This is a genomic window from Micromonospora pisi (assembly GCF_003633685.1).
GTDB classification, from domain to species: domain Bacteria; phylum Actinomycetota; class Actinomycetes; order Mycobacteriales; family Micromonosporaceae; genus Micromonospora_G; species Micromonospora_G pisi.
The window spans coordinates 4,903,943-4,920,373 of the sequence record NZ_RBKT01000001.1 but is presented as its reverse complement, the minus strand read 5'-3'; the positions used below and the strand labels follow the sequence as shown (position 1 = coordinate 4,920,373).

The 16,431-nt window shown below is 70.5% G+C and carries 17 protein-coding genes; 4 read left to right on the top strand and 13 right to left on the bottom strand.

The genetic code is table 11. From position 1 onward, the window contains the following. Positions 1-68 precede the first annotated feature (68 nt). The 7 genes from BDK92_RS20960 to pdxH form a co-directional block, all read right to left on the bottom strand. Complete coding sequence (locus BDK92_RS20960) at positions 69-902, bottom strand: DUF4230 domain-containing protein (RefSeq protein ID WP_121158251.1); 834 nt, start codon at positions 900-902, stop codon at positions 69-71. A 98-nt stretch (positions 903-1,000) separates the two neighbouring features. Continuing rightward, a complete protein-coding gene (locus BDK92_RS20955) occupies positions 1,001-2,161 on the bottom strand; it encodes an acyl-CoA dehydrogenase family protein (RefSeq protein WP_121162440.1) in 1,161 nt (386 codons plus the stop codon). Between the two features lie 8 nt (positions 2,162-2,169). Continuing rightward, positions 2,170-2,472: a type II toxin-antitoxin system VapB family antitoxin gene (locus tag BDK92_RS20950; RefSeq protein WP_121158250.1), complete on the bottom strand. Its 303-nt coding sequence runs from the start codon at positions 2,470-2,472 to the stop codon at positions 2,170-2,172. Between the two features lie 182 nt (positions 2,473-2,654). Further along, a complete protein-coding gene (locus BDK92_RS20945; protein ID WP_121158249.1) occupies positions 2,655-3,257 on the bottom strand; it encodes a nitroreductase family protein in 603 nt (200 codons plus the stop codon). A 17-nt stretch (positions 3,258-3,274) separates the two neighbouring features. After that, on the bottom strand, positions 3,275-4,216 hold the full coding sequence (locus BDK92_RS20940) for an aldose 1-epimerase family protein (protein ID WP_121158248.1): 942 nt from the start codon (positions 4,214-4,216) through the stop codon (positions 3,275-3,277). An 89-nt stretch (positions 4,217-4,305) separates the two neighbouring features. Next, positions 4,306-5,700, bottom strand: coding sequence for an MFS transporter (locus tag BDK92_RS20935; RefSeq protein WP_121158247.1), 1,395 nt, complete (start codon positions 5,698-5,700; stop codon positions 4,306-4,308). Next, positions 5,697-6,356, bottom strand: coding sequence for a pyridoxamine 5'-phosphate oxidase (gene pdxH / locus BDK92_RS20930; RefSeq protein ID WP_121162439.1), 660 nt, complete (start codon positions 6,354-6,356; stop codon positions 5,697-5,699). The genes BDK92_RS20935 and pdxH overlap by 4 nt, the downstream gene beginning before the upstream one ends. Before the next feature lie 250 nt (positions 6,357-6,606). On the opposite strand from pdxH, the gene BDK92_RS20925 reads away from it, so the two are divergent. The 3 genes from BDK92_RS20925 to sepH all read left to right on the top strand — a co-directional run bounded on the left by BDK92_RS20925 (position 6,607) and on the right by sepH (position 10,457). Beyond that, positions 6,607-7,713, top strand: a complete 1,107-nt coding sequence (locus BDK92_RS20925; protein WP_121158246.1) for a citrate synthase 2 — start codon at positions 6,607-6,609, stop codon at positions 7,711-7,713. A gap of 241 nt (positions 7,714-7,954) precedes the next feature. Continuing rightward, positions 7,955-9,082, top strand: coding sequence for a phosphoserine transaminase (gene serC / locus BDK92_RS20920; RefSeq protein ID WP_121158245.1), 1,128 nt, complete (start codon positions 7,955-7,957; stop codon positions 9,080-9,082). A gap of 286 nt (positions 9,083-9,368) precedes the next feature. Next, entirely contained in the window at positions 9,369-10,457 is a 1,089-nt protein-coding gene (gene sepH / locus BDK92_RS20915; protein WP_121162438.1) for a septation protein SepH, read from the top strand. A gap of 51 nt (positions 10,458-10,508) precedes the next feature. Here the strand turns inward: sepH and thpR are convergent, their stop codons facing one another. From thpR to BDK92_RS20885, 6 genes are all read right to left on the bottom strand, one after another. Continuing rightward, positions 10,509-11,114: an RNA 2',3'-cyclic phosphodiesterase gene (thpR, locus tag BDK92_RS20910; RefSeq protein ID WP_121158244.1), complete on the bottom strand. Its 606-nt coding sequence runs from the start codon at positions 11,112-11,114 to the stop codon at positions 10,509-10,511. Positions 11,115-11,118: 4 nt separating this feature from the next. Continuing rightward, positions 11,119-11,664 carry a hypothetical protein gene (locus tag BDK92_RS20905; RefSeq protein WP_246017158.1) on the bottom strand — a complete coding sequence of 182 codons (546 nt, stop codon included), beginning with the start codon at positions 11,662-11,664 and terminating at the stop codon, positions 11,119-11,121. Between the two features lie 41 nt (positions 11,665-11,705). Beyond that, entirely contained in the window at positions 11,706-12,455 is a 750-nt protein-coding gene (locus tag BDK92_RS20900; protein WP_121158242.1) for a maleylpyruvate isomerase family mycothiol-dependent enzyme, read from the bottom strand. 119 nt (positions 12,456-12,574) lie between these two features. Further along, positions 12,575-13,864 carry an MFS transporter gene (locus BDK92_RS20895; protein ID WP_121158241.1) on the bottom strand — a complete coding sequence of 430 codons (1,290 nt, stop codon included), beginning with the start codon at positions 13,862-13,864 and terminating at the stop codon, positions 12,575-12,577. Positions 13,865-13,935: 71 nt separating this feature from the next. Next, a complete protein-coding gene (locus tag BDK92_RS20890) occupies positions 13,936-14,385 on the bottom strand; it encodes a MarR family winged helix-turn-helix transcriptional regulator (RefSeq protein ID WP_211349317.1) in 450 nt (149 codons plus the stop codon). A gap of 147 nt (positions 14,386-14,532) precedes the next feature. Continuing rightward, positions 14,533-16,011, bottom strand: a complete 1,479-nt coding sequence (locus tag BDK92_RS20885; protein WP_121158240.1) for an NCS2 family permease — start codon at positions 16,009-16,011, stop codon at positions 14,533-14,535. Between the two features lie 119 nt (positions 16,012-16,130). On the opposite strand from BDK92_RS20885, the gene BDK92_RS20880 reads away from it, so the two are divergent. Next, entirely contained in the window at positions 16,131-16,385 is a 255-nt protein-coding gene (locus BDK92_RS20880) for a DUF2530 domain-containing protein (RefSeq protein WP_121158239.1), read from the top strand. Positions 16,386-16,431 lie beyond the last annotated feature (46 nt).

Below are 16,431 nucleotides of genomic sequence, written 5' to 3'. Positions count from 1 at the left end.
GGACGCTTGGAGAATACCCGGCGTACCGCCCTGACCTGCGATGACACCGAGTCATCGAAGTCCTACGCTCAGGGAGCGGTATAGGTGACAGTCACCTTCTCGTAGCCCAGCGAACGGAGCAGACCCTCAAGCATCTTCCGGGTGTTCTCCTGCGCCCGGTCACCGAGACCGCTGTCCCGGGCGGCGGCGGCGATGCTCTCCTCGGCCTTCTGGTAGACCTCGCGCTGCCGGTTCGGATCTCCGCCGAACACCTCGCCGAGCCGGTTCAACAGACCGCGTTCCTCGGCGAAGACATAGCTCCGCTCAAGGTCGAGATTCGGCTCGCCGAGTTGCGGCGCGGGCAACCGGATCTCCACCGACTTCCGATCGGCCGACTCGATCACCGCGCCGTCGGAAATACGGGCGAAATCGACATACGACTCAACTGACCCCGCGCCGACAAAAAGCGTACGTTCGTTGAGCAGGAAGTCCGGCACGTACTTCCGGTCGTTCTGAAGGTCGATCACGACCTGGAAGTTGCCCTCCGCCGCGACATAACGGCTCAGGTCCTGGATCGACTTGAGCAACGGAGGCTGGCTCCGGTCGGTCGTCTCCTGCGCGAACGGGTTGCGCCAGGTCGGCCAGAGCCCGGTCGCCCGCACCCCGAGGACCAGGACCAGCGCCACGGCGAGCGCACCCGCCAGCCAGAACAGCCCGCGTCCACGGGTGCGTTCCGAGGTGAGCACCGGATCGGACCGGGTCGGCTCCGGATCGCCGTCTCCAGCGGTCGGCTCACCGACCGCCTCGGCGCCGCCGTCCGCCGCCCAGCGTCGGTCCTGCGCCGGCACGCCCGGCGTGGCCTGACCCTTCGCGTACTCCGGGAACTCCCGGGTGGGCTCGTTGACATCTCCGCTTCGGGACATCTGCCCTCACCGTCCTCATCAGACCGTCTTCCTGGCGCAAACGGTACGGGTCGGGTGCGACAACACGACCACTGCCGTAGCTGTACCCCATCGGACGGTCAGCTGAACGCGGCGATCCCGGTCAACCGCTGGCCGATCACCAGCTGGTGGATCTCCGAGGTGCCCTCGTAGGTCAGCACCGTCTCCAGGTTGCTGGCGTGCCGCAGTACCGGGTACTCGCCGCTGATGCCGTTGGCGCCGAGGATCGTCCGGCACTCACGGGCGATCGTGAGCGCCTCCCGGACGTTGTTCAGCTTGCCGACGCTGACCTGGTCCGGGCGGAGCGCACCGGCGTCGGCCAACCGACCCAGGTGCAGCGCCAGCAGGTAGCCCTTCTGCAACTCGACCGCCATGTCCGCGAGCTTCGCCTGGGTCAGCTGGAAGCCGGCGATCGGCCTACCGAACTGGGTCCGGTGCACGGCGTAGTCGAGCGCCACCCGCAGGCAGTCGCGGGCGGCACCGAGGGCACCCCAGACGATGCCGAACCGCGCCTCGGTCAGACAGGAGAGCGGTGCCTTGAGACCGCTCGCCGCCGGCAGTTGGGCGGTTGCCGGCAGCCGTACGCCATCGAGCACGATCTCCCCGGTCGAGGAGGCGCGCAGCGACATCTTCTGCCGGATCTCCCGGGTGCTCACGCCGGGGGTGTCGAGCGGCACGACAAAACCCCGGATGCCCTCATCGGTGCGGGCCCAGATCACCGCCACGTCGGCCAGCGGCGCGTTGGTGATCCACATCTTGGTGCCGGTCAGCACCCAGTCGGTGCCGTCCCGCCGGGCCCGGGTCGCCATCGAGGCCGGGTCGGAACCGTGGTCGGGCTCGGTCAGGCCGAAACAGCCGATCGTCTCGCCGGTCGCCATCGTCGGCAACCAGCGCTGCTTCTGCTCGTCGCTGCCGTAACGCCAGATCGCGTACATCGCCAGCGAGCCCTGCACCGACACCAACGACCGCAGCCCGGAGTCCCCCGCCTCCAGCTCCAGGCACGCCAGCCCGTACGCGACCGCCGAGGCGCCGGCGCAGCCGTATCCGGTCAGGTGCATGCCGAGCAGGCCCACCTTGCCGAACTCGACGGCCAACTCCCGGATCGGCGCCTGACCGGACTCGTACCACCCGGCGACGTGCGGGCGGACCCGGTCGTCGACGAGTTGGCGTACCACCGCCCTGATCTGCCGCTCCTCCTCGGAGAGGAGCGCGTCGAGGTCGAGCAGGTCCAGCGAGGACACCGGGGCGCTCACGGTGCCGCCGGCAGGACGAGCACCCGGGCGTGGATCTGGTTGCGCTGCTGGAGCGCCGCCCGGAGCGCGCGGTGCAGGCCGTCCTCCAGGTAAAGGCCGTTGTTCCACTGCACGACGTGGGGGAAGAGGTCGCCGTAGAACGTGGAGTCCTCGGCGAGCAGCTTGTCGAGCGCGAGCTCTCGCTTGGTCGTGATCAGCTGGTCGAGCCGAAGCGGGCGCGGCGGAATCTCCGCCCACTGCTTGAGGGTGAACCCGTGCTCCGGGTAGGGACGTCCGTCCCGAACCGCTTTGAAGATCACGACAGCACTCTCCCCTCCCCGTGGCCGGGCCGGCTCTGCCGTTCCGCCCCTGCCCCACCACGTCCGATGACGCCGGTGCCAATCCGATGGCCCGTGTCAGCCTAGCGACCGACCACGAGATCGCGGTTTGTTCCCGGATGTCGATTTCGTTACTGCCCGTCCGACACGTACCAGCCGAACGGTCAACCCCATTGACCGCGATGGACGACCTGATCGAGCGGACGACGGCCCCGCTTGAGCGAGGCCGACCGGTGGTCCGGTGCCCGATAACCAATTGTCAGGGCCCCGATAGGGCTGAATTCATCGGGTACGCCGAACTCATCACGATACGCGGAGACGCGCTCCGGTGGGATCCCGAAAAAACACGCGCCAAGCCCCTCGTCCACTGCGGTAAGCAATATCAGCAGTGCGGCGAAACCGGCGTCGACATGCCAGTACGGCACCGGCCAGCGGCTCTCGTCGCGATCGGTCCAGCCCTTGTCCGGTTCGGCGTACCGGTCCAGGTACGCCGACCGGTTCGCGTGCGGCACCACGATCAACGGGGCACGGCGCATCCCGGTCAGCCAACGTCCCCCGGCGCCGGGGTCCGGACTGGTCGCCGACCAGAAACGCGCCGTGTCCGCTGCGGTCTCCAGCACCAGGAAGCCCCAGCCCTGGGAGAACCCGGCCGACGGCGCCCGCACCGCGTGATCCAGCAGCCGCTCGACCAGGTCCGGCGGGACCGGCCGGTCCGGGTCGTAGTTGCGCACCATCCGCCGGGCCCGTACGACCTGCGCGAACTCCATCCGGCCGGCCCGCCCGCTCAGGCGACGGCCGAGCCGGGGCGGATCCCCCAACTCGCGCGCCAGGTCGCGCCGGGCGCCAGCACGATCACGTCCCGGCCCGAACGGAACGCGTCCGGCGGGCACGTCATCGGCTCCACCGCGACCGACCTGCGGTTCCGGTCTCCGGTCAGGGTGTCGCCGGTGAACACCTGCCACCAGCCGAACGCCCGGTCGGCCCAGATGCTGACCGCCGGCTCCGCACCCGGTCCGGTGAGGGTGACGCTGGAACCGTCCGGCCCCTGCTCGACCTCGCCGAAGGTGACGTCGAGCACGGCGTCGCCGATCTGCCGGGGCTCGGTGAAGTCGTACTCACTGCCAGTGACCTTGACCGCGCCGATCGGCAGCAGCCGACCGTCGGCCAGCAGCCGGCTGCGTCCCGGCACCCGGAGCCGCACCTGCTCCACCGGCACCCCCGGCAACCGGAAGTACGGGTGTACGGAGAGCCCGAACGGTGCCTCCTGCGCCCCGAGGTTGGTCACCTCGTGGTCGGCCCGCAGCCCCTCCGGGCCGATCTGCCACCGGGTGGTCAGCCGCAGCGGCCACGGGTAACCCACCTGGGCGGGCAGCTCACAGGCGACCGTGATCGCGTCCGGCGCCTCTTCCACCAGGTGCCAGGGAAGCCAGTTGACCAGGCCGTGAATCGCGGTGTGCTTGTCCGGCTCGGTCAGCGCCAGCTGGTACGAGCGGTCGCCGAAGCTGTACCGGCCGTCCCGGATCCGGTTCGGCCAGGGGGCGAGCACCTGCCCGGCGCTGCCCGGCGAGACCTCGTCGTCGGCGTACCCGTCGAGGTAGTCCACCCCGCCGATCCGGTAGGCGCGAAGTCCCCCGCCCACCTCCACCACGACGGCCTCCTGGCCGCCACCCGCGATCGTCCACTGTGTGCCGGACAGCGGGCGGGGCCCGGTTTCCACGTTCTCCATGCCGGGACGATATCGGTTGGCCCGACGCGCCGCCCGATCGCCCGGCAACCCCGGCCACCAGCGAAGCAGCTATCCGACCGGGTTCGCGCTCAGTCGGCGGGCGTGGCCGGTGCCCGGTAGCGCATGAGCGCCGGGAAGGCGAGCGCCAGCAGCGGGGCCAGCACCACCACCGCCAGCCCGCCGCCCACCCAGGCGACGCCGACGCCGAGCGAGGAGGCCATCAGGCCGGCCCGAAGATCACCGAGCCGGGGACCGCCGGCCACCACGGTGATGTTGACCCCCTGGAGCCGCCCCCGCATCCGGTCCGGCACGTAGACCTGCAACATCGACTGCCGGAACACCGAGGAGACCAGGTCGGCGGCGCCGGCCAGGGCGAGCAGCCCGACCACCAGCCAGAGCTGGTGCGCCAGTCCGGCGAACGCGATGCTCACCCCCCAGCCGACCACCGCGACCACCAGGGCCAGGCCCTGACGCTCGATCCGGCCGATCCAACCCGAGGTGAGACCGCCGAGCACCGACCCGATCGCGATCGCGCTGTAGAGCAGACCGATCGCCGCTCCCCCGCCGAACCGCTCCTGCGCCACCTCCGGGAAGAGGCTGCGGGGCATGGCGAGCACCATCGCGATCAGGTCGATGCCGAAGGAGAGCAGGAGCACCGGGGTGGTGGCCAGGTAACGGAAACCGTCGGCGATGCTGCGCAGCCCGGCGCGCCGGGCGGCCGGTGGGGCGTTCGCGTCCACCTCCCCGCCCTCGCTCTCGGCCAGCGGCGCCAGCGACGGCAGCCGGTAGGTGGCCCAGAGCGAGACGGTGAAGAGCAGGGCGTCCACCCCGTACGCCAGCGGCAGGCCGGTCTCCGGCGCCCAGGCGGAGAAGATCAGACCCGCGGTGAGCGGGCCGGCCACCCCGGCCGCCTGTGCGGTGGTGAATCCGAGGGTCAGCGCGGCCGGTACCAGCGGGGTCGGCACCAGCCGGGTGATGATGGCCTGGCGGGCCGGTGAGCTGATCCCGAACGCGGCCGACTGGACCGCGACCAGGGCGAGCAGCAGCACCGGGCTGCCCACCCGGAACACCGCCTGGGCCAGCAGACCGAGTGTGGTCAGCCAGAGCAGGGCGGTGCTCACCAGGAGCAGCTTGCGCCGGTCCACCACGTCGGCGACGGCACCGCCCCAGATGCCGAAGATCACCAACGGGACCAGGGTGGTGAGGCCGAGCAGGCCGACCCAGAACGAGTCATGGGTCAGGGTGTACATCTCCACCGGCACGGCGACGGCGGTGAACTGCATGCCGTACATCGACACGCCGTTGCCGATCCAGAGCCGCCGGTACGCGGGAACCCGCAGCGGGCGTACGTCGATCGCCCACCGCGACGGCTTCTTCTCTTGCTTACTGTCTGCGAGTTTCCGGTCTTCGAGGTCCTGCTGACCGCTCTGCCGGTCTTCGAGGAGCTGTCCGGAGTCCTGCGCGGAACCCGGCTCGGAACTCATGGTGCCAGTCGTTCGATGATCCACCCCTGTTCGTCGCCTCGACGGTAGCGCAGCCGATCGTGCAGCCTGCTGGTCCTCCCCTGCCAGAACTCCACCGTCTCCGGCACCACCCGCAGACCACCCCAGTGCGGCGGCGGCGGAATCGGACCCTGGTCACCGAACCGGTCCACGACCGCCCGGAAACTGGTGTCCAGGGTCTCCCGGTCGGGCAGCACCCGCGACTGTGGGCTGGCCCACGCCCCGAGCCGGGAGCCGCGCGGGCGACTGGCGAAGTACTCCTCGGTCTCGGCCCGGTCGACCGGCTCCACCGCGCCGCAGACCACCACCTGCCGGGACATCGGAAACCACGGAAAGACCAGGCTGGCGTACGGGTTGGCGAGCGCCTCGGAGCCCTTGCGGGAGCCGTAGTTGGTGAAGAACACCAGCCCGCGCTCGTCGTACCCCTTGAGCAGGACGGTCCGGCCGCTGGGCCGCCCGGTGGCGTCGGCGGTGGCCAGCATCATGGCGTTCGGCTCGGGCAGGCCGGCGGCGACCGCGTCGGCGAACCAGCGGTCGAACTGGGTGTACCAGTCCGGGGCCAGGTCGGTCCGGGAGAGCCCCCGGTCGACCGCGTAGTCGCTGCGAATACCCGCTGGTCGCACTGTGTCTGGCGTCACCTGGCCATCCTGGCGCACCCGCCTGGACCCGGGTGAACCGGCACTGGTCAGGTAATTGGCCGGCGATCGATGAATCCGTCGCGGAACCGGCTCCGGAAAAGTGTCGTGCGCAGCACATCGAGACCGGGTCGCGAGTTAGTTACTCACCAGGCAAGATGGCACGAACACATCCCTGAGGGTCGCCTAAGGAGCTCCCGGGTCACACCGATGAGCCCCGGGTGTACGGACGAACCAGATCCAGGAGAGCGAAATGTCCGACTTCAAACCGGGGCTTGAAGGCGTGGTCGCCTTCGAGACCGAGATCGCGGAGCCCGACAAAGAGGGCGGATCGCTGCGCTACCGAGGCGTTGACATCGAGGATCTGATCGGGCAGGTCTCATTCGGCAACGTCTGGGCCCTACTCGTGGACGGCCGGTTCGGTCCCGGCCTGCCACCGGCCGAACCGTTCCCGGTTCCGGTGCACTCCGGCGACATCCGGGTGGACGTCCAGTCCGCGGTCGCGATGCTCGCCCCGTACTGGGGTCTCGACCAGCTCCTCGACATCAACGACGAGCAGGTCCGCGAGGACCTGGCCCGGGTCTCGGTGACCGCACTCTCCTTCGTCGCCCAGTCGGCCCGTGGTCTCGGTCTGCCGGCGGTGCCGCAGAAGGAGATCGACAAGGCGCAGACGATCGTCGAACGCTTCATGAAGCGCTGGCGCGGCGAGCCGGACCCCCGGCACGTCAAGGCCGTCGACGCGTACTTCATCTCCGCCGCCGAACACGGCCTGAACGCCTCCACCTTCACCGCCCGGATCGTCGCCTCCACCGGAGCCGACGCCGCCGCCTGCATCTCCTCCGGCATCGGCGCGCTCTCCGGCCCGCTGCACGGCGGGGCACCCTCCCGGGTCCTGCACATGATCGAGGCGGTGGAGCGCAGCGGCGACGCCGAGGGTTACGTCAAGGGCGTACTCGACCGGGGCGAGCGGCTGATGGGCTTCGGCCACCGGATCTACCGGGCCGAGGACCCCCGGGCAAGGGTGCTGCGCCGGACCGCGAAGGAACTCGGCGCGCCGCGCTTCGAGATCGCCGAGGCACTGGAGAAGGCCGCCCTCGCCGAATTGCAGGCACGCAAGCCGGACCGGGTGCTCGCCACCAACGTCGAGTTCTGGTCGGCCGTCGTACTCGACTTCGCCGAGGTACCGGCACACATGTTCACCTCCATGTTCACCTGCGCGCGGATGGGCGGCTGGAGCGCGCACATCCTGGAGCAGAAGAAGCTCGGACGGCTGGTCCGCCCCGCCGCCCGCTACACCGGTCCGGGCACCCGCAAGCCGGCCGATGTCGAGGGTTGGGACGCGGTCGTCCACAACGTGTGAGAACGAACACCACGACGGCCCGTCCGATCTGATCGGACGGGCCGTCGTCGTTCCGTACCCGGCTGACCCGCCGAGGTGGGACGGTGGCGTGCCCAGCACCTCGACAGTGCGAGGATGGGTGCTCGGCAGCGTCGCCGGACATCCATGGATTCCGGTTCGCGGCGCCTCGGCGCCCGCGGTCCGGAGCCCTCGTCCGCCAGTTCCCGGGCCCGCCGGCCCATCGGAAGGATCGTCGATAACCGTGGCTGACCCATCGACCATTCAGATCCCTGACGAGTTGAAACCCGCCGACGGCCGCTTCGGCGCCGGACCGTCCAAGGTCCGCCCGGCGGCGGTCTCCGCGCTCGCCGAGGTGGCGACCACGTACCTCGGCACCTCGCACCGCCAGCCGGCCGTACGCGACCAGGTGGCCCGGCTCCGGCGCGGCATCGCCGAGTTCTTCTCCCTGCCCGACGGTTACGAGGTGATCATCGGCAACGGCGGTGCCAGCGCGTTCTGGGAGGTCGCCACCTTCGGGCTGGTCCGCGACCGGGCCCAGTTCGCCAACTTCGGCGAGTTCGGCGCCAAGTTCGCCAAGGCGGTCCGGGACGCCCCGTTCCTCGGCGAACCGACCGTACGCAAAGCCGAACCCGGCTCCGCCCCGGCCCTGGTCGCCGAGGCTGGCGTCGACGTCTACGGCACCCCGCAGAACGAGACCTCGACCGGGGTGGCGGTGCCGATCCGCCGGGTGGCGGGCGCCGACCCGGACTCGCTGCTGCTGGTCGACGCGACCTCCGGCGCGGGCGGGCTCGACGTGGACGTACGCGAGACCGACGTCTACTACTTCGCCCCGCAGAAGTGCTTCGCCTCCGACGGCGGAATCTGGCTCGCGCTGATGTCACCGGCCGCGATCGCCCGGGCGACCGAGATCAAGCAGTCCGGGCGCTACATCCCGGCCTTCCTCGACCTGGTCACCGCGATCGACAACTCGCGACTGGAGCAGACGTACAACACCCCGGCGCTGGCCACGATCTTCCTCGCCGCCGAGCAGACCGACTGGATGAACGCGCAGGGCGGGCTGGCCTGGGCGGCGAAGCGCACCGCCGAGAGCGCCGCCGTCGTGTACGGGTGGGCCGAGCGCTCCGAGGTGGCCACCCCGTACGTGATCGACCCGGGGCTGCGCTCGAACGTGGTCGCCACCATCGACTTCGTCGACGAGGTGGACGCCACCGCGATCGCCAGGGCGCTGCGCGCGAACGGCATCGTGGACACCGAGCCGTACCGCAAGCTCGGCCGCAACCAGCTGCGGATCGCGCTCTACCCGGCGGTCGAGCCGGCCGACGTCGAGGCGCTCACCGCCTGCGTCGACCACGTGGTCGCCTCGCTCTAGCAGGGCTCGCCGCGCCGGCACCGCCTCACCGGGCGGCGGGCGGCGGGCGGCGGGCGGTCGCGGATATCGTGATGGTCCGGGCGCGTACAGCATGGACGCGTCCGGACCCGTGCGGCCGGTCCGGGCGGGTCCGTCGGAACCCCGACGGGTCATTGATCATTCGCGCAGCTCACCCGCGACATGCGGGCGTGGCATCCCCCACGGACGGGCCGACCGGCGTACCGTGTGGCGAGGACGCCCGGGTGGCTGGCTCGTGGCGTGTGCCGAGCGGGACGGAGGCAACGCGATGCGACCGGTACGCTTCGTCGCCCTCTCCGAGGACGGCCAGGCCCTGGTTCTCGCCGATGAGGTGGGTCGCCTGCTCGCGCTCCCCATCGACGAGCGGGTGGCCACAGTCCTCCACACCGAACCGGGTGGCGCCCCACTGTCGGTGGTGGCCCCGGTCCACGACCAGGTCGCCTCCCTCTCTCCACGGGACATCCAGGCCCGGATCCGGGCCGGTGAGTCCGCCGAGGACGTGGCCCGGATCGCCGGTGTCCCGGTCGACCGGGTGCTGCGTTACGCCGGTCCGGTGCTGCAGGAGCGGGCGATGGTCGCCCAGCACGCACGGCGTACCCGGCTGAAGAACTCGGAGAAGAGCGTTCCGCTCGCCGAGGTGGTCGACGGCCGGCTGGCACAGCACAGCATCGACACCGAGAAGATCTCCTGGGACGCCTACCGGCGCGACGACGGCACCTGGCGAATCATCGCCAGTTGGCCGTCCGGCAAGGCCACCGCGCAGGCTGTCTGGGACCTCGACAAGACGCGGCAGATGGTTTCGCCGCACGACGACATGGCGCAGTACCTCTGCGCCGAGCGCCCCACACCGATCCTCGGCCAGGAGCCGTCGCCGGAGCGTGGCGGTCACGGGTTGCCCGGCCCGTCCCGGGTCGAGCCGTCCCGGGGTGGGCACGGCCTGCCGGCGCCCGCCAGCGAGCAGACGGCGCCACCGCGTCCGACCCGCGATCCGATCCGGGCCGGCCGGGATGCACTGCTCGCCTCCCTCGACCGTCCACTCGGGTCGACTGCCGGACGCGGCCTGGAACCGGTTTCCCCGGCCGCGCACTCCGGCTACGAGACGCCCCGACCGCGACCGGTCGCCGGTGGCGCGGCGGCGCTGCTCGGTGGAGGTCAGGGGTCGGCGTTCGACGACGACGCGGACCTGCCCAAGGAGGTTCCGGCGGTGCCGTCGCTGGCGGTGCTGCGTCCACGCCGGACCACCACACCGGCGGCCACCAACGAGAACGCCGACCAGAGCGGCAAGCCCCGTAAGCGGCTGCCGAGCTGGGACGACGTGCTCTTCGGCAGCGGCCCCGCTGCCCGCGAAACCTCCTGACCCGACACACTCCCGCGGCTCGGCGAGGCCAGCCCGTTCTCCCCTGTACGGCTACAGCGGCCAGGCGGCCAGGTGGTCGTACCGGCGCCGGTGGCCGGGCGGGTTGCTGCGTACCAGCACCAGTTCCGTCACGGGCCAGGACGGACCGAGGTAGCCGTCCAGGGCACCCCGGTCGGCCTCGACGTCCTCGGGTGACAGCCGACGCCCCGGCCGGGCCAGGGTGACGTGCGGCACGTACGGCCTCGGGTCGTGCGCCATTGCGCAGCCGGTGAGTTCGCGTCGGGCGGCCAGGCTGACCGCGTGCAACGCGTCCACGTCGCCGCGCAGGCCCACCCAGAGCACGCCGTCGGCTGCCGGCCCGAAGAGTCCGCCGCCGCCGAGCCGCAGCCTCGGCACGCCCACAACCTCGACCGAGCCGCCCGTTCCCGGCGGCGGGCGCCAACTCCCGGCCGCCCGATCGAGCGCGCGACGGACCCCGGACAGTTGGTCGTCCCGTACCTCGCCGATGAAGACGACGGTCAGGTGCAGGTCCTCCGGTGCGGTCAGCCGTACGTTGACCCCGGACGCCCCCGCGGCACCGACCCGCAGCCCGTCCACCATCCCGGCGAGATCGTCCAACGCCTCCGACGGCGGCTGGATCGCCACGAACAGTCGCACCAGTTCACCATTCCGGGTACGGGCGGCGACCGGCCTGGTGCAGCATCAAGCCGGCCGCCTCCAGTTCACCCTCGACCCGGACCCGTTCGATCTCCCGGTCCAGCCCGTCCAGGTCCGCCAGGTGCTCCGCCACCCCCAGATACCGGCTGGCGAGCCGAAGGCGGTCGTCGTACGCCCGCAGCAGGTCGCCGTGCCCGGACCGGGACCTCTGCTGCGGCCCGAGCCGTTCACCGCCGAGTCGGCGCAGATCGGCCGCGACCTGTTCGATGGCGGGGCCGCCCGGCCGATCCAGCTCGGCGGGGTCGAAGCCGCCGAAGCCTGTTTCGGCGCGCAGCGCCCGCTCCAGGTGATCCAGGGCTCGCTGCTCCCGCCGCCGCACCCGATGGGCGTCCCACTCGGCGGCGAGCCAGTGCACCAGCTCGTCGGCGCAGATCATCGCGGCCACCAACGCCGGAAGACAGACCAGTGCCAGGAGTGCCAGTGCCAGCACGAGCGCGTGCATGACCGCCATCTCCTCCGACGTCAGGCCCCGCCGTACGGGGCGCGTCACCGATGAAACCCTAGCCGCCGTCCGCCCTCGGGGCCGCCCGATTACTGCGTGGCGAGGCCGAGGCAGTGGCGGAAGTGTTCGACCACGACCCGGTCACCGGTACGCCGTACCGCTGCTTCGGGTGAGCGACGCCAGAGCCAGAGCAGCAGTTCCTGCGGGGAGCCGCTGATCGTCGCGTGCACCGGCTGGTCCGTGGCCCCGGGTCCGACCTGGGCGCCGGACGGACCCAGATCGACCAGCCAGCTCCGCTCACCGGCGTCGACAAGCAACCGGACCGGGGAGTCCGGCAGTGATCCGGCAAACGCCTCCGGCCAGTTACGGGTGCCGTATTCCAGCATCACCTGGAGCACCTCGTCGATCCCGTCGTGAGCGAGGTCGTCCGGGATGTCGGCGATGGACGCCCCGACCGCCTGCTCCGCGTCGACCCGGTGCACCACCGTCTCGTGCGCCATCCGGCGGATCCAGAACGCCACCGTCTGATCCGGCTCGTACCAGGTGTAGGCGGCCGACCCGGGGGTCCGGTTGCCGAACTCCGACACCAGTTCCGCGTACGCCCGTTCGAGCAGCATGGCCGGCTCCTCCGCGGAGAGGTCCGGCGGCCAGTCCTGGGGTGCCGCCCCGGCCCGCATGCAGGCGACCTTGTGCAGGTAGACCTGAGCCACGTGACGAGTCAGGTCCCGCACGCTCCAGTCCGGACAACTCGGCACGGTCTCGGCCAGGCCCTTTGCCGCGACGAGCCCCAGCCGGGCGTGGTCGGCGGCGAGACACTCCAGATAGCGCGTCTGCTCCATCCCCACAACCAATCAGACCGGTACGACACTCGCCCACCCCCGCTCGGGTAAGGAAGGGCCCCTTCCTATCCATATCCGATAACAAGGGCCCCTTCCTTCTGATCGGCTGGCTTGCCGGGTCAGCTGGCGTCGGCGGCGGGAACGACGTAGAGGCCGGGGCGGGGGGCGATCCGCAGGCGGAGCCGGGCACCCTCGTGGCGCAACTGCCAGAGCAGGGCCAGCAGGGCGGCGGCCAGCGAGATGAGCCCACCGATCCAGATCGCGGCGTTCGCCCCGGCGTGCTCGGCGACCCAGCCGATCACCGGCGCGCCGACCGGGTTGGTGCCGAGGAAGACCAGCACCCAGAGGGCCATCACCCGACCCCGGAAGGCCGCGTCGACGCCGAGCTGGACCCGCTGGTTGGACGCCTGGGCGAAGTAGACCATCAGGAAGCCGGCCGGCACCAGCAGCACCATCACCAGCCAGTAGCTGGTGGCGAGCCCGACCAGGGTGCCGGAGATCGCGCAGCCCACCGCCGCGCCGAGGACCACCCAGACCGAGGGCCGGCTGCGCCGCCCGCTGCCGGCCAGGGCACCACCGAGCGCGCCGAGTGCGAGCGCGGTGGTGAAGAGTCCGAACGAGGCCGCACCGGTGTGGAAGACGGTCTTGGCGAGCGCGGCGAGGGTGATCTGGAAGTTGAACAGGGTCATCCCCATCACCGACATGAGCACCATCGGCAGCACCAGGTCGGACCGGACCCGGACGTACCGGAGTCCGTCGATGACCCGGGCGGGGGCGCGTTCCTCGATCGGGGGCAGGGCCTCCCGGTGCAGTTCGTCGGCGCGCATCCGGAACAGGCCGACCAGCGGCGCGAGCGCGCCGAAGACGCTGATCATGAAGACCGGTCCGACGTCGAAGACGGCGATCGCCACACCGGCCACCGCCGGGCCGATGATCCGGGCGGAGTTGAACGTCGCCGCCGAGAGCGACAGCGCGTTCGGCAGCAGTGAGGTGCCGACGAGTTCGGAGACGAACGACTGACGTACCGGGGTCTCGACCGCGTTCGCGGTGCCGAGCAGGGCGGCGAAGACGAAGACGTGCCAGAGTTCGATCACGCCGGTGACCACCAACACGCTCATGACCAGCGCCAGCACGCACCAGCTCGCGTTCGCGATGAAGAGCAGCAGGCGCTTGTCGTACCGGTCGGCGAGCCGGCCGGAGAAGAGGGTGAGCAGCAGTACGGGGGTGAACTGCAACGCGGTGACCCAGCCGAGGGCGGTCGCCGAGTTGTGGGAAAGATCGAGTACGAGCCAGTCCTGCGCGGTGAACATCATCCACACGCCGATCAGCTTGGTGAGCTGACCGATCGCGAACAGCCGGTAGTTTCGGACCTGCAGGGACTGGAACGTGGTGCCTAGTTTTGCCCGCACTCGGGGTGCGCCTCCTCCGGGTCGTACGCGTCATCCACAGCGGACGAAGCGGACCCGGTGCGCGGCGCCGATCAGGCGCGAGCGACCTTCTGCAGAATCGCCGCGGCCTGCCGCAGCGTTTCCCGTTCCTCCGGGGTCAACTCGGCGAGCCGGTGCCCCAGCCATTCGTTGCGCGCCCGTTCGAACTGGGCGAACACTTCACGGCCGGAATCGGTCGTCGAGAGAATGACCTGGCGTCGGTCGGTCGGGTGGGGAGTGCGGCGCACCAGGCCACGCTCCTCCAGCTTCGCGACGATCTTGGTCATTGTCGGTGGCTGCACCCGTTCGGTGTCGGCCAACTCACGAGGCGTCAGCGCGCCCGCCAGCTCCAGGCTGGTCAGGGCCGACAACTGAGTCAGCGTGAGTTCGCCGACCGGCCGGGACTGCCGGACCCGTCGATTGAGCCGGGTGATCGCGTCGCGCAGCAGGCTTGCCAGCTGCGCAGGCGGCACACGTTGCGCCATCACCGTCCGCTCCGTCACGTTAGTTAGCCTAGCTAATAAGCCTGGCTAACGACCACTGTTATGACCACAGTCACCGAGCTCAAGGCCAGGCGGGGGTACCTGCGATGCTAGTTTCCCCCGCCCGACCACCGGCCACCCACGCGGGGCGGAACCGGCCCGAACGGGTCAGCCGATCAACGACTCGATCGGGCCCCGCAGGAAATAGAGGGTGAAGAGGCCGGCCACCCCGTACAGCAGTGGGTGCACCTGTCCGGCCTTGCCCCGGGCCAGCTTGAGCACGACAAAGGTGATCACGCCGGCGCCGATTCCGTTCGAGATCGAGTAGGTGAACGGCATCAGCACGATCGTCAGGAAGGCCGGTACGGCGATCTCGTAGTCGGTCCAGTCGATGCTCCGTACGCCGGTCATCATCAGGAACCCGACCACCACCAGCGCCGTTGACGCGGCCTCGAACGGCACCACCACGACCAGCGGCGCCAGGAACATGGCCAGCAGGAACAGCCCACCGGTGACCAGGTTCGCCACCCCGGTACGGGCCCCCTCCGCGACGCCGGCCGCGCTCTCGATGTACGAGGTGTTGCTCGACGTGCTCGCCGCCCCGCCGGCCGCCGCGGCGATCGAGTCGACCAGCAGGATCTCCCGGGTACGCGGTGGCGTCTGGCTCTCGTCCAGCAGGTCGCCCTCCTGGCCGACCGCCACCATCGTTCCCATGGTGTCGAAGAAGTCGGTGACCAGGAGCGTGAAGACGAACATCAACGCGATCAGCCAGCCGGCCCGCGACCAGGAACCGAGCACGTCGAAGTTGCCCAGCAGGGAGAGATCGGGGGTGGCGAGCACGGTGTCCGGCAACTCCGGCACGTTCAGCGACCAGCCCTGCGGGTTCGGCACCCCGTTCACGAACGACGGGCCGACGTTGGCGATCGCCTCCACGATGATCGCCAACACGGTCGAGGCCACGATGCCGATCAGGATCGCGCCCCGGACCTTCCGTACCACCAGCACGAGGGTGACCAGCAGGCCGAGCACGAAGACCAGCGCCGGCCAGGTGACCAGTTTGCCGTTGATGCCCAGGCCGACCGGCACGGTGGTGCCGGCAGCGTCCGGGATCCGGCGGACGAAACCGGCGTCGACCAGCCCGATGATGGTCAGGAAGAGGCCGATGCCCACCCCGATCGCGGTCTTGAGCTGGGTCGGCACCGCACGGAAGACGGCCGTACGCAAACCGGTGAGCACCAGGATCGCGATGATCACGCCCTCGATCACCACCAGCCCCATGGCGTCGGCCCAGGTCATCTGCGGGGCGATCTCGTACGCGACCAGGGCGTTCACCCCGAGCCCGGCGGCGAGCGCGAGCGGGAACCGGCCGACCACACCCATCAGGATGGTCATCACCCCGGCAACCAGGGCGGTGGCCTCCGCGAGCGCGGGAATGGCCAGCCTCTGCCCGTCACCGTCGACGGCGTTGCCGAGGATCAACGGGTTGAGCACCACGATGTAGGCCATCGTGAAGAAGGTGGCGAGCCCGCCCCGGATTTCCCGGTTGACGGTGGAGCCACGGTGGGAGATTTCGAAGTATCGGTCAAAGCCGTTGCGTGGGGGTGTGGTGGCCGGCGGGGCACCGGCCTTTGCTGAGGTGGTCGTCATCAGGGGCCTCACATCGCGATCATGGGGGTTCGATGGGCGCATCGTCCCAGACGACCGTTTACCGGGGAAGCTCGTTCCGGTTACGAACCTCGATCCCTGCCCACGGGTACGCTGATCACGTGCCGGAGCAGCAGCAACCGCGGCCGGAGCCGCTCGACCCGCCGATGGTCCCGTTCGCCGTGGGCGGCATGGTGATCTGGGCCGTGGTCGGACTGGTCCTGTTGATCTTCTTCCGCGACTGGCTGACCGAGCACGGTCATCAGGACTGGCTCTGGACCTGCCTCGCCGGTTTCCTGGTGGGCTTCCCCGGACTGGCCGTGATGCTCCGCCACGACGCCAACCGACGCCGCCGCCGGGCCGGCCAGCGACACTGACCGGTGGCCGGGCAGGCCCGGGGACCCGACGTCGCCCGCAGGCGGT

Bases quoted from the DNA above. Each gene is read 5' to 3' on its own strand.
- BDK92_RS20900 (WP_121158242.1), bottom strand. From the start codon at position 12,455: ATGGAGCAGACGCGCTATCTGGAGTGTCTCGCCGCCGACCACGCCCGG.
- BDK92_RS20960 (WP_121158251.1), bottom strand. From the start codon at position 902: ATGTCCCGAAGCGGAGATGTCAACGAGCCCACCCGGGAGTTCCCGGAG.
- BDK92_RS20935 (WP_121158247.1), bottom strand. From the start codon at position 5,700: ATGAGTTCCGAGCCGGGTTCCGCGCAGGACTCCGGACAGCTCCTCGAA.
- BDK92_RS20885 (WP_121158240.1), bottom strand. From the start codon at position 16,011: ATGACGACCACCTCAGCAAAGGCCGGTGCCCCGCCGGCCACCACACCC.
- BDK92_RS20945 (WP_121158249.1), bottom strand. From the start codon at position 3,257: ATGGAGTTCGCGCAGGTCGTACGGGCCCGGCGGATGGTGCGCAACTAC.
- sepH (WP_121162438.1), top strand. From the start codon at position 9,369: ATGCGACCGGTACGCTTCGTCGCCCTCTCCGAGGACGGCCAGGCCCTG.
- BDK92_RS20925 (WP_121158246.1), top strand. From the start codon at position 6,607: ATGTCCGACTTCAAACCGGGGCTTGAAGGCGTGGTCGCCTTCGAGACC.
- BDK92_RS20940 (WP_121158248.1), bottom strand. From the start codon at position 4,216: ATGGAGAACGTGGAAACCGGGCCCCGCCCGCTGTCCGGCACACAGTGG.